The sequence below is a fragment of the Pseudomonas sp. MWU318 genome, assembly GCF_016756945.1.
Lineage (GTDB): Bacteria > Pseudomonadota > Gammaproteobacteria > Pseudomonadales > Pseudomonadaceae > Aquipseudomonas > Aquipseudomonas putida_A.
In genome coordinates, this window is sequence record NZ_JAESJL010000003.1 from 352,966 (window position 1) to 366,172 (window position 13,207).

The window sequence follows — 13,207 nt, forward strand, 5'->3', positions numbered from 1 at the left end:
CTGTTTACGGCTGCGACTGCGGTTGCACCGCGGCCGGATCAAGCGGCTGATAAGGTTGCAGAACGGTGTCGCGCTGCTCGCCCAGGACCCAGGCGAAGCCCGAATACATCACCACCAGGCAGACCAACGTGAACAGCACCACCATCCACGCCGGCACGATGCGCACCAGGTTGCGGCGCTGGTCGTTGAGGCCTTCCCAGTGCGGCGACAACTCGCGCGGCACGTCGCCACGCAACTGACGGATCTGCCGGTACAGGGCGTCGCGGATGCCTTCAAGCTCAAGCATGCCACGCGCCTGCACGCGGTACTTGCCCTCGAAACCGAGGGACAGGCACAGGTACATCAGCTCAAGCATCGGCAGGTGCTTGACCGGGTTTTTCGACAGCCGATCGAGCAGCTGGAAGAACTTCTCGCCACCGAACGTCTCGTTGTGGAAGCTGCTGAGCAGGCTCATCTGCGACCACTCGCTTTCGTTGCCCCACGGCGTGGTCACCACAGCTTCGTCGACCACGGTGCAGAGTACGTAACGGGCGGCCATCACCTGGCTGCTTTCGGCGCCGTTGTGCAACGCGCGCACTTCAAACAGCTTGAGCCCGGCGGTCAGGCGCTCGTTGAGCGCGTAGAGGTCTTCGCGGGTTTCGCTGTGCTTGAGGCGCACCACTTCCGAGAGCAGTTCGGACGACGCCGCCACCAGCGAATTGAGACTGATGTTGAACGCCTCCGCCGGGCGCAGGCGCGCGGCGTAGATCATCCGTTCTTCCAGTTGCTCGAAGCGCGGCGGCGCGGCGAAGTCGGTCAGCGGACTGGCTGCCGGTCCGTGGCCCTGACGATCGAGCAGGACGGTTTTGTCGTCCTGGTTGTAATCCGTTTCCTTGATCATGGCGGTCAGTTCCTGATGGCCCAGAATTTCAGTTCAAGCTCGGCGAATTCGCCGGACACGTGGAACGCGAAGCCGCCGGAGCGCTCGAGTTGCGCCAGGTCTTCGGAACTGAGTTCGAGGATGAAGTAGGTTTTGTTCGAGTGGAACGCGATCTGCCGCGGGGCCACCGGCAACGGTTTGACCTTGATCCCCGGCAGGTGCAGGTTGACCAGTTGGCGGATGCGCTCCACCGGGCCGACCTTGAGGTGCGCCGGCAAGCGGTGGCGCAGTTCTTCGGAGTCGCAGTTGGCACTCGCTGCCAGCACGAACGACGCCGAGCCGAGCAGTTTGTGGTCGTGCAACGGCGATACGATGATCCCGTACTGACGCGCCTGCAGAATCAATTCGATAGCGTGCTGTTCGAGCACCATCGACAGCACCTGACGTATCGCTTCCATCAGTTTGCGGAAGCTCGCGCCCTGGTCGGCGTGGGAATAACGGCTGTCCAGTCGCGGGCGCTTGCTGTCACTGGAGAAGGTCGCCAGATCGCCGAGCATGGTCAGCAGCGTGCGATACAACTCTTCCGGGTGCACCTGCTCCAGACCGAGGTAATGGCGCAGCAGCAGTTCGGTGCGGTTGATCAATTGCAGCATCATGAAGTCGCCGACTTCCGCACCACCGACCTTGCCGTTGGAGCGAATCCGCTCGGCGATCGTATCGCCCCGGTGGTTGAGCATGCTGATGACTTCTTTGAGGCACGACAGCAGATAGCTGGAAGCGTGGGCCTGGATGTAGGTCGGCACGAAATCCGGGTCGAGGCTGATCACGCCATCAGGCGTGGTGTCGAGTACGTCGCAGATTTTCAGCTTCACGTAGGCCTGATCGCTCTGCTGCTCGCCGAGCAACAGTTTGAAATCCGGGCGGCCACAGCTGACCTGGCTGGCGGAATCATCGCCGGCGTTGGAGTCGGCCACTTCGGCGTCGTACGCGGTGTAACGCGCGAGCACATCGGACTGCTCCGGGCGGCGCGCTTCGATGTGGTTACCGGTGACCAACGGCAGCGCCAGGTAAATCGGTGTGTTGCCGGTGTTCGGCGGCACGTCCAGTGCCAGCGGCTCGGTGTTGCCACCGAGTTCGAACAGGCTGCCGTCCGGCAGGATCCCCGAGGCGGCACTGATCACCAGTTTGCCCATGTTGAGGAACTGCAGGTCGATCTCCAGATTGAGGAAACCCCAGGTGTAGCCACCCAGCAACTGGGTGCGGGTTTTCATCTGGTGATCGTAATAGCGATCGTTGTGCTGGAAGTGCTGCGGCCGCAGCAACATGCCTTCCTGCCAAATGACTTTATGGGTATTCATGTTCAGTCATCCGCCTTGGCGAGCGCTTCATGGGTGTTGCGGATACCGGCCTGATCGAGGGTCAGATCGGCCTCGGTCAGCTCCAGCGGGGTGACTTGAACGGTGTAGCGCCACTTGGTTTCCGGCAGATCACGGTACGCAGCGAGAACGCCGACGTAGCGGCTGCCCTCCTCCACGCTGAGTTTCATTTCCACGGTTTCACCCGGGCGCAGTTCGAGTTCTTCGCTGGCCACCAGATCCGGGTTGAGGGATTCCTTGGCGCGCTCGTAGAGGCTGAAGAAATCAGCGTTCTCGAAAGTCACCGGGTGCTTGAGTTCGAACAGGCGCACGACGATCGGCGAAGGACGGCCGTTGAGGTCCGGGTTGAGCTGATCGCTGCCGGTCAGCTTCAGATTGATCTTGGTCACTTTCGAGTACGGCGACAGCGACGAGCAACCGGCGAGCAGCACCAGCACGGTGAGCGCAGTCAGCGTCTTGAAAAAAGCGGTCGAGCGGCGAGACATGCGCATCATCCTTGGTGGTCGGTGTGGAGGGTGGAGATCAGGCGGATCTGTTCTTCGTAGGCCTGGGCGAAATCGCGGGCCAGCAGACGCTCGCTCCAGTCATCGTCCTGACGCAGGGCCTGGTGGTAACGGCCGAACGCTCTCCAGCGTCCGCCCGAGGTGGCGATCAACGGCTTGTTGTCGCGCTCGAAACGCAGGGTCAACTGCTCTGGCGAGAAGTGCTCCAGGGTGCCGCGCACGGCGGCGCGGCTGGCGGTGAGCAGCGCGACCTGATGCGCTTGCAGATCGCGGAATGCACGGGAGATCGCCTGCTCGGCCGGCAAGTGCCCGGGCTTGTGCGGCTGCAACAGAATCTGCAGCGCTTCGCTCGGATCGACGGCGAATTTCAGCGGGTTCTTGTTGGTGCCTTGCACGGTGGTCTGGGCCAGACGCAGTTCGTTTTTCAGCTCCGAACGAGTGCGCAGGCTCTGCTGCAAACCGCCGATGCTCTGGCGCAGCAGACGCGCGGCATTCAGCGCCAAGGCTTCGCGGGCGTCGTGATCCAGGCCTTTGACATCCACGCCCAGTGCTGCACCGAAATGCTCCCAGAAGCCTTCGCTCTGACGCTCGACGGCTTTCGGGGCCGGAGCTGGCTCGGGTTCAACCGGGGCGATCAGCTCCGGCACCATCAGGCTTTCCATGTCGATGCGCGCATAGTCGGCACGCTGACGGGAGTCCTCGGGCTTGGCCGTCGGCGCCAACAGTTCGTCGATTTCCGAATAGACGCGCTCTTGCTGTTCGATCGCGTTCAGCGGATCAAGATCGAGGAAGGCGTCGTCCGGAATGATGCTGCCGGCGGCACGCGGACGGCCGACTTCACCGTCGAAGGTCGCCGGGTCACGCACCAGCCGCGCACGAATCTCGAAGTCACCGAGCACGTAGGTGCTGCCGTGCTCGATGCGCACCGGTTCGCCCTTGTGCAGGCGTGCGCCGCTGCCGCCGTCCTGGACCCCGTTGCTGCTGGTGTCGGTGAGGAAAAACGTGCCTTCGCGGTAGCTGACAATCGCGTGGTGATTGGACAGGTGACGCTTGCGGTCAGGAATGATCCAGTCGCAGTCCTCGCCCCGCCCGATTACGCCGCCGGCCTGTTTGAAGGTCTTCTGGCACAACTCGGTGGGCACGAACTGCTTGGTGTTCAGCATTTCGAAAACCAGTTCCATGTTTGATGCTCCTTGCGGTCACTTGCCGCGATTGACCGCTTGCGGATCACCCAACGGGCGATAGTCGTTGTCGTTGAATTTGTAATTGCCGCTACAGCCGCCAAGGCCGCATAGAACGACGAGGGTCAGCAGGACAGCGTGCCAGTGACGAACAGACATCAGAGGGTCTCCAGGGGTAGACAAAGCACAAAGCGCCGACCCTTGCGGGCGGCGCTGAAATTAATTCTTTGAGTGGTCTCGAAGGCTCTACATCGGGGCCTTCGAGCCATCACAAGGGATACACCGATTCCCTGTGGCGAGGGGACTTGTCCCCGATGGGCTGCGAAGCAGCCCCAAGACCTGATCACCGGTTCTTGCAGGAGAACCGCGCTTGCTCGATTACGACTGCTGCGCAGCCGATCGGGGATAAATCCCCTCACCACAGAGAAACCGTTCAAGACAGGAGTTGTGCAAACGGCAAGAGCCAGGTTCAGATCAACCATCGAAGTCACCCAGATTGATATTCAGGCGCCCGAGGCGGTAGAGCAGCGTGCGACGCGGCAGGCCCAGTTCGCGGGCGGCGAGGGTCTGGTTGCCGTCGTTCTTGCGCAGGCAGTCGAGCAACAATGTGCGTTCGACTTTTTCCAGGCGCTCGCGCAGATTCAGGCCGCTGTGGTCTTCGGGCATCGGCTCCATGCGCAGGGAAAAATGCTCGGCCAGCAACTCGCCGCCCTCGCACAACAGCACCGCGCGCTCGACCAGGGCCTTGAGTTCGCGCACGTTGCCGGGGAAGGTGTAACCGGACAGGTGTTCCAGCGCCGCGCTCGACCAGCGCACCGGATCACGCTGCAAATACGCGCAGGTCTTCTCGGCGAAGTGCTGAGCCAGTTCGAGGATGTCGCCTTCGCGCTGGCGCAGGGCCGGCAGCTCGATCGGAAACTGCGCGAGACGGTAATACAAGTCCTCGCGGAATTTGCCTTCGCTGACCAGCGTCGACAGATCGCGGTGCGTCGCGGCGATGATGCGCACGTCGATCTTGTGCGTATCGTTGGAACCCAGCGGACGAATCTCGCCCTCCTGCAACACCCGCAGAATCTTCGCTTGCAGCGACAGCGGCATGTCACCGATCTCGTCGAGCAATAGCGTGCCGCCGTTGGCCGCATCGAACAGCCCCGCGCGGTCACGGTCAGCGCCGGTGAAGGCGCCTTTGCGATAGCCGAACAGCTCGCTTTCCAGCAGGTTTTCCGGGACGGCCGCGCAGTTCTGCACGATGAACGCCTGAGAGCGGCGCGGGCCGCAATCGTGAATCGCCCGGGCCACGACTTCCTTGCCGGTGCCGGTCTCGCCGCGCAACAGCACGGTGTACGGGCTGTGCAGGACTTTGCTGATCAGCGAGTGGGTCTGGCGCATGGCGGCGCTTTTGCCGATCAGGCCATAGCCGTTGATGCTCGGCACACTGCGCGCCACCGTGGCCGATTCTGCCGGTGGCTGGCGCAGACGCTGCAGCAAGTGCAACTGACCGAGCACGAACGAGCCGAGCTGGCCGAGCGAATCGGCAAAGCCTTGCAGGTCGACGTGACGACGACTGGCGCACAGCAACAGGCCTTCAACCGCCTTCTGCTGATTGACCAGCGGCACGCACAGCAGCGATTGCCAGGCACCAGCGGTAGCCGGCAGAAAGCTGGTTTCGTGCAGGCTGGCACCCAGATCATCGAGGCAGACCACGCGGTTCTGGCACAGGGCAAACTGCAGCAGCTGCTCACCGTTGTAGTCCGCCGGCAGGCTGGTGGCGGCGCGCGGTTGCAGCGCGCCGTCGAGGCATTCGGCGTTCATCCCCAGGCAGGTGTGGGTGGCGTCGAGCAGGTACAGCTGGGTCAATTCGCAACCGCTCAGCTCGGCCAACCCGCGCACGAAGTCACCCAGCAGCGCAGCACCGTCCGCCGCGCGCGACAGGCTGGCGAACTGCGCCAGCAAGGCTTCGGCATAGACCAGTGGCTGCGGCACTTGAGTGAACATCACACCCACCTCAGGCGAACTCGCACGTCACGCTGGCGTTGCCGTCGAGCGTGGCATGCACACGCTTGAGGCTTTCACCGGTGGCCATCGCATCGAGCAAGCGATCGGCTACCAACGGCAACACGTGCTGATCGAGCAGATGGTCGATCAGACGCGCACCGCTTTCGCTTTGCGTGCAGCGCTCGGACAGGTGATCGACGAGGTTCTGGCACCAGCTGAAATCCAGCTGACGACGGTTGAGGCGTTCGCCCAGACGACCGAGTTTGATCTCGATCAGCTCGCGCAGCACCGGGCCGCCCACCGGGTAATACGGCACCACTTTCATCCGCGCCAGCAGCGCCGGTTTGAAGTGTTTGCTCAGCACCGGGCGAATGGTCTCTTCGAGCAGCTCGGCGGTCGGACGGGCGCCGTCTTCGCAGAGGTCGCTGATCTTGTCGCTACCGAGGTTCGAGGTCATCAGGATCAAAGTGTTGCGGAAGTCGATTTCGCGACCTTCGCCGTCGTTGGCCACGCCCTTGTCGAAGATTTGGTAGAACAGGTTGAGCACGTCCGGATCAGCCTTTTCGACTTCATCGAGCAGCACCACCGAGTACGGCTTCTGGCGCACCGCTTCGGTGAGCATGCCGCCCTCGCCGTAACCGACGTAGCCCGGTGGCGCACCGATCAGACGCGATACGGTGTGCTTCTCCTGGAATTCGGACATGTTGATGGTGGTGATGAAACGGTCGCCGCCGTACAGCAGGTCAGCCAGGGCCAGCGCGGTTTCGGTCTTGCCGACGCCGCTCGGGCCGACCAGCAGGAACACACCGACCGGTGCATCCGGTTTGTTCAGGCCGGCAGCAGTGGCGCGCATCGAGCGGTCCAGTGCGTGCACGGCTTGCTCCTGACCACGGATGCGCGTGCGCAGGTCGGTGGCGAAACTCGCGACTTTGGCGTTGTGCTCGCGGGCCAGTTGCGCCAGCGGCACGCCGGTCCAGGCGCTGATCACTTCGGCCACCAGACGCGGGCAGACTTCGAAGCTGACCAGACGTTCTTTGACTTGAGCAGCGGTCAGGGCGCTGTGGGTCTGGTGCAGTTCGGCTTCCAGCGCTTCAACGCTCTGGCCTTCCTCGACCTCGGCGGCGATGGTTTCGATCACCGTGCCTTCGGCGTCTTCTTCAACGCTGACGGTCGGCTCTACGGCAGCAGCTTCACGGGCCTTGGCCAGTTGCTGACGCAGTTCCAGCAGGCGCTCGGCCAACTGCTTCTGTTCGGTCCACAGGCTTTCCAGCGCAACCATTTCGCTTTCGGCTTCGTCGAGCCGCGCTTCCAGCGCATCCAGCGCTTCGTGGTCGATCAGCAGACCGGCCTCGGCATCGCGACGCAGAGCCTGACGTTGACGGCCACCTTCAGCCAGTTCGCCACGCAGGCGTTCGAGGCTTTCCGGAGCAGCGGCGAGGCTGATGCGCACGCGGGCACATGCGGTGTCGAGCACGTCGACGGCTTTGTCCGGCAGCTGGCGGCCAGCCAGATAACGCGCGGACAATTCAGCCGCCGAGACCACCGCGTCATCCCGCAGGTAGATGCCGTGGCTCTTCTCGTAGACCTGCGCCAGCCCGCGGAGGATGGTCACCGCTTCGCTGACGGTCGGTTCGTGCAACTGCACCGGTTGGAAACGACGGGCCAGCGCCGGATCCTTCTCGAAGTATTTCTTGTACTCGGCCCAAGTGGTAGCGGCGATGGTGCGCAGTTCACCGCGAGCCAGCGCCGGCTTCAGCAGGTTGGCCGCGTCGGAACCACCGGCATTGCCGCCCGCGCCGATCAGGGTGTGGGCTTCGTCGATGAACAGGATGATCGGTTTCGGCGAGGCTTTGACTTCGTCGATCACGCCTTTGAGGCGACGCTCGAATTCACCTTTGACGCTGGCCCCGGCCTGCAGCAGGCCCATGTCCAGCGACAGCAACTCGACGCCCTTGAGCACCTGCGGCACTTCACCGGCAGCGATGCGCGAGGCCAGGCCTTCGACGATGGCGGTTTTACCAACGCCGGCCTCACCGACCACGATCGGGTTGTTTTTGCGGCGACGGGCGAGGATGTCGACCATCTGCCGGATCGCGCCATCGCGGCACAGCACCGGGTCGAGTTTGCCGTCGCGCGCCTGCTGCGTCAGGTTGTGAGTGAAGCGCTGCAGCAGCGATTCGCCCTGCGCTGCCGGCTTGCCATTGGCGGCCGGTTGTTCCTGTTGCGACAGGGCAAATTCCTTCAGGCGATCGATGTTCAGTTTGGCGAGCAGCGGCTGGTAACGGCTGCCGGCATAGCGCATCGGGTTGCGCAGCAGCGCAAGGATCAGCGCGGCGTCTTCGACCTGGGTCTGGCCCAGTTCGAGGTTGGCCACCAGCAGCGCGTCTTGCAGCCACTGCACCAGTTCCGGGGCGAACACCGGGTTGCGCGAGGCGCTGTGTTCAACGCGAGATTGCAGTGCGGCGCTCAGTTCACCGGCATCGACATCCGCATCCTGCAAGGCGCGCGAGAGCAAGCCGTTCGGGCGCTCCAGCAGACCCAGCAGCAGGTCTTCGACGAGGATCTTGCTGCCACCACGGGCCACGCAACGTTCGGCCGAACGCTCCAGATCGCGACGGGTTTCGGCGTCCAGCGCCTGGATGAGTTGTTGCAGGTCTACGTTGATCATGGCTCACGTCCTTAATGAATTTTGCTGCCCAGGGTGACCACGCCGTCTGCTTTTTCGCAGCCCAGCCAACTGGTCCACCCCAGGCGACAGTCGTTCTTCTCACCAATGCGCAGTTCGCGGATTTCTTCCGGGCGCAGCACCAGGCGAATGTCGTAATCGAGCGGGTCACGCAAGGTGAACCGCACCAGCGCGCACAGCGGCTGGTAACCGAAACCGATCGGCAGGAATTCGTGGAATCGCTCCCAGTCGAGTTCGGTGATGTGAATGCGGAATTTGCCGCTGCGGTCGCGCACCTGCTCGCCCAGCACCAGGTCTTCACCAAGCAGGCTGTTGGCGCGACCGAGGCGGTTGCGCTGCTCATCGAGGATCTCCACGCGGCGCTCGATGCACTGCTCGATGACCAGGTCTTCGTGCTTGAAGTAGTAACGCAGTACGGCTTCGATCAGCGCCGCCGAGTGCGCGCGCAAACTGAGCAAACCGAGGTACGGCAGCAGGCGCTTCCAGTTCAGTTCCTTGGCCTTGCGGATCTCGTCGCCACCCAGACCGATCAGGGCGAACAGCTGCGAAGAGAACGGGTCGATCGCGCCACTCTGGAAGCTGGCGCGATAGCGATACTTGCGCCAGATCGGCAGCATCAGCCGTTGCAGGCGATGGTGGAACAGGTCGAGGAAGTTGCGCGTCGGGTTGCCGTCCTCGCTGTCGCCCAGAGCCTGCTCGCCGTAGAACGCCGGCAGCGGCGAACCGGAGCCGACCAGCCCGATCAGGTTGAAACGCATGCGCGCGCGCATCTGCCCGTGCTCTTCGAAAAACTCCACGCGATCGACGTCGCTGCGCGGAAAGCCCAGGCTCGGGTTGGCCTGAAACTCCACCTGATCGTACAGATCGTCTTCGCTCAGGTACGGGTGCGCCTCGCGCAGCCGGTCGATCACCAGCAGCACGGCCTGAAACAGCGAGTACTCGCGTATTACCTTGGTCAGCCCGCTTAAAGCAGGGGCTGCAGGCCCATACGTGGTGTCCATTGGTACACCTCTCCCTGTGTGCTTTTTACCCGCAGCTCGTGGTACGAATTGAGACTGGCGTAAAGCGCGAAAAACTCGTTAAGAACCGAAGCGAAAACGAACAGGTCGCCTTCGCCGATATACCCTTCCGGGTCGATGGTCAGTTCGGTGCGCAGACCGCGCACCGGCAAGCCACGGTGCAGCCGGTCGACGTGGTGGTGCTTGATGTGCTTGAGGCCGCCGAGCAGGCGCTTGCTGACCTTCTCCGCGTGCTGGTCGTAGTAGCGCGGCAGGTCGTAGGTTTCGAGAATCACCTTCAACGCGTTGACGTCGGCCAGCGACAGATAGTTGAGCGACATGTTGCTGATCAGCTTCCACAGGAAGTCACGGTTCAGCGGCGGCGCAAAGCTCGAAGTGGCCGGAGTGATGTTGCGGAAACTCAGGAACTCCGGCGTCTCTTCACAGGCCATGCAGATGTCGCCGAGCTTGAGCTTGCGCGGCAGGTTCTGGTTGGTGCAGATCAGCTCGATCGACAGGGTTTCGTGGGCTTCGGTGTGGCGGATGCCGAAGCTCAGGTAGGTGTCGAGGCCGTCATGCAGCAACGACGAACGCTGGCGGATGCTGTAATGCGGACGGCTGTTGGGCACGTCGAAACTCGGGTCATGCTCGAACGATTCGAACGGCACGTACTCCTGATAACCGAGGCCGCCGGGCTTCCAGCCGGTGACGGTTTCCACCGAGAACACGCCGCAGTTTTCCAGATCGTATTCCGCCGGCAGCAGCAGGTATTCATCCTGTTTGCCATCGAGGCGGATCGGCAGCGCGTCGTGGGCGAACAGGTTGGCAATCGGCGTGCAGAACAGCTTCACGTTATCCAGGGTCGGCCGCATGCGCATGATCCCGCTCTTGCGGATATCGAAACGCAGCTCCAGGCCGCGCATCTGCTTGAGCGTGTCTTCCGGCAGAGCCTTGAGGATGTCCAGACCGTTGACGTCGACGAACAGGAACTTGTCCTGGAAGGCGAAGTATTCCTGCAGGTAGCGGTAGCCACGGAAGGTGTTCAGCGGATATGGGATCAACGCTTCTTCTTCGGCAAAGCCCACCGGCTTGACCCGGTCACCGGGAATCTTGAACGCCATCGGCTTGCCGGACACGCCATCGATCGGCTTGCCGGCACCGTCGAGCGGGATCAGTTCGATGCCTTCCAGGTTGCGCAGCAGGCTCAGGTAGAGCATCTGGCTGATGTAGCGTTCGCCGGCAAAGTGCAGGCGCAGTTTGCTCAGCTCCAGCTCACCGAGGTGGCCGTCGGCGCTCATTTCCAGACGCAGGCTGAGCAGCGAACCGTCGCCCTTCACCGAGTAGTTCAGCGCGGCCAGATCCAGCGGCAGGACTTCGGTCGGGTAGCAGGTGCGGAAGCGGCAACGCACGTCTTCGATCGGTTTGCTTTCAATCGGCGTATCGCGCTCGACCACCAGCGCCGGCCCGGAACGCTTCAGCGGATCGAACTGCAAAATGCTGAACGCCGGCAGCGGGCGCATGTAGTTCGGCCACAGCAGTTGCATCAGCGAATGGCTGAGCTCCGGCAGTTCGTCATCAAGCTTCTGCCGCAGGCGCCCGGTGAGGAACGCAAAGCCTTCCAGCAACCGCTCCACATCCGGATCCCGCCCAGCCTGGCCCAGGAACGGCGCCAACGCCGGACTACGCTCGGCGAAACGGCGGCCCAGTTGGCGCAGTGCGGTGAGTTCGCTTTGGTAGTAGTGGTTAAAGGACATGTCAGTCAGCTTTCCGGATGAGTAGTGGGCACATTGTTAATAAATATGCCCTGCCACTGTTCTTTCCATTGCGGGAGGGAATTCATAAAAATCCTTTTACGGCCAGAGCCAAGCCTAAAACAATTCACTGAACACCCAATGATTAAAACTGTAAAGCGCCGTCGATATCACAATTGACAGCAGTAACACTGACGAACCAGCTCGCAAACTTCGCTGTCGCACGTAAAGACTCAGAGCACTTAAAAAATAATAAAAAGCTACCGCCATCATCGGAATAAAAATCACAATACAAAACAGAAAAAGCAACTCATAAAAATTGACTGGGACAGACAATGAATTCAGATCAACAACCGACGATTGAGAACGCGGATGCGTAAAAGACATCAGCAACAGCAGTGCTGATACGCCAAGATAAAAATACCGGATCACTTAGCGAAGTCCTTTGGCATAAAGAAATTTCGCCAGGTCCCGACGCCGGGCTTTGCCTTGGGCGTTATCGCCGGAATAGTAAAAATGGCCACCGCCATTCAACATCTGCTGACCTAGTTCGATGGAAGCCTTCATGAGTTCTTCATCGGAAATCCCCGCATAAATGGGATCTCCTTTGTCTTTCAGGTCGATGATCGTTGCGCTCGCGATGTTCGGATGTGTAGTGACGGCAACCTTGAGGCTTTTGTTTATCGGGGCGCCGATCAGTACGAGGTGATCGACTTTCACACCGGCACGTGCGTAATAAATCGCACTGCGCGCAGCAATAACAGCCCCCCATGAATAACCGACAATGTTGAACTGCCCGACTTTTGGAAGCGGCTTGCTGATCTGCAAGGCACTCAATGGAAATTCAGTTGCTTTTATCTTGCTGACATCACGACTGATTTTCATCGCCAGTAAGTCGCCAGGAGGTGTACAAACGACTTCCTTGTAACTTCTGACCGTAACCATGCCAAACAGGTATTTTTTCTCTATATATTCATTTCCGTACTCGCACTTTTGCAGCGCGCCGTACTCAAGAACTACCGGATCCTTTTCATCCTGGTTATAAAGTACAACCGAGGAGGCATCGCTAAGCATGTCGACGAGATCAGGAACATATTTGTCCATCCCAGTAATAAGCGATGAATAGTTTCCGTAGACGGCATTGGATATCCCCACCTCCGTAAAGGCCGCGATCATGTCGTCGTTATAGGCGCCGACCATACCGGCACCACCAAGGAATACCGTAAGCCCATGCTCAACTGCAACGGGCTTCGGCTCAGGACTTTTAGTCGACGTACTCTGCAGCGTCGAGACTTTGACGAAACTCCCGTTTGCCGTGGTTTTGATATCCGCGCCCATTGATCAGTCTCTCGATGCAATGTAGATGTCTATTTTCTCGGCATTCTTGTGACGAGAAACGCGATGGGTCAGCCCCTGATCGTCTGTAACGCCCTCCTCCTCGGAACCATCTTCACGCACTAGCAAGTAACGTGAATTGGCCATAGGCTTTCCAGTCGTATCGGTCAGTACAAACTGCTCGTCGAATCCGGGCATCACCAACGGTACTGGCGGCACAAACGGCGCCGGCGAATGCGAATTGCCGATAATCACCGTCCCGGAACCGGCGGTGACCTTGTTGCCGTGAGCACCAACCGAACCCACGGTCGCAGCCGGTTTTCCGTTGATCAAAACCGTGGTCGCCAGATCGCCAACCAACGCACCACCACACGCCGAGGCATCGCCTTGGCGGGCGGCCGCGAGGCCGTCGAAGAACACGTCGCCGGAACCGGCGGCAATCGGGTTGGTACCGTGGCCAGGAAGTGGGCAAGCGGTGGGGTCGGATACACGTGCTGCGGGTTTGCCAGACATCGGGATTCTC

At 61.1% G+C, this 13,207-nt stretch carries 11 protein-coding genes; all 11 read right to left on the reverse strand.

Features of this window, described 5'->3' with window-relative positions; genetic code table 11:
• Positions 1–4: 4 nt before the first annotated feature.
• Entirely contained in the window at positions 5–880 is an 876-nt protein-coding gene (gene icmH, locus JN524_RS09695; protein ID WP_003229559.1) for a type IVB secretion system protein IcmH/DotU, read from the reverse strand.
• Between the two features lie 5 nt (positions 881–885).
• On the reverse strand, positions 886–2,217 hold the full coding sequence (tssK, locus tag JN524_RS09700; RefSeq protein ID WP_007962327.1) for a type VI secretion system baseplate subunit TssK: 1,332 nt from the start codon (positions 2,215–2,217) through the stop codon (positions 886–888).
• Positions 2,218–2,219: 2 nt separating this feature from the next.
• Entirely contained in the window at positions 2,220–2,720 is a 501-nt protein-coding gene (gene tssJ / locus JN524_RS09705) for a type VI secretion system lipoprotein TssJ (RefSeq protein ID WP_007962325.1), read from the reverse strand.
• Positions 2,721–2,725: 5 nt separating this feature from the next.
• Positions 2,726–3,919, reverse strand: a complete 1,194-nt coding sequence (gene tagH, locus JN524_RS09710) for a type VI secretion system-associated FHA domain protein TagH (RefSeq protein ID WP_134785008.1) — start codon at positions 3,917–3,919, stop codon at positions 2,726–2,728.
• Positions 3,920–3,937: 18 nt separating this feature from the next.
• On the reverse strand, positions 3,938–4,078 hold the full coding sequence (locus JN524_RS09715) for a hypothetical protein (protein WP_003229566.1): 141 nt from the start codon (positions 4,076–4,078) through the stop codon (positions 3,938–3,940).
• Positions 4,079–4,393: 315 nt separating this feature from the next.
• A complete protein-coding gene (locus JN524_RS09720; RefSeq protein ID WP_097089472.1) occupies positions 4,394–5,914 on the reverse strand; it encodes a sigma-54 interaction domain-containing protein in 1,521 nt (506 codons plus the stop codon).
• A 10-nt stretch (positions 5,915–5,924) separates the two neighbouring features.
• Positions 5,925–8,582: a type VI secretion system ATPase TssH gene (tssH, locus tag JN524_RS09725; protein ID WP_095137721.1), complete on the reverse strand. Its 2,658-nt coding sequence runs from the start codon at positions 8,580–8,582 to the stop codon at positions 5,925–5,927.
• An 11-nt stretch (positions 8,583–8,593) separates the two neighbouring features.
• On the reverse strand, positions 8,594–9,601 hold the full coding sequence (gene tssG, locus JN524_RS09730) for a type VI secretion system baseplate subunit TssG (RefSeq protein ID WP_003229570.1): 1,008 nt from the start codon (positions 9,599–9,601) through the stop codon (positions 8,594–8,596).
• A complete protein-coding gene (gene tssF, locus JN524_RS09735; RefSeq protein ID WP_115988606.1) occupies positions 9,565–11,352 on the reverse strand; it encodes a type VI secretion system baseplate subunit TssF in 1,788 nt (595 codons plus the stop codon). Before tssF ends, tssG begins: the two co-directional genes overlap by 37 nt.
• A gap of 429 nt (positions 11,353–11,781) precedes the next feature.
• Entirely contained in the window at positions 11,782–12,687 is a 906-nt protein-coding gene (locus JN524_RS09740; protein ID WP_202369212.1) for a hypothetical protein, read from the reverse strand.
• A gap of 3 nt (positions 12,688–12,690) precedes the next feature.
• Entirely contained in the window at positions 12,691–13,197 is a 507-nt protein-coding gene (locus JN524_RS09745; RefSeq protein ID WP_202369213.1) for a PAAR domain-containing protein, read from the reverse strand.
• Positions 13,198–13,207: the final 10 nt, after the last annotated feature.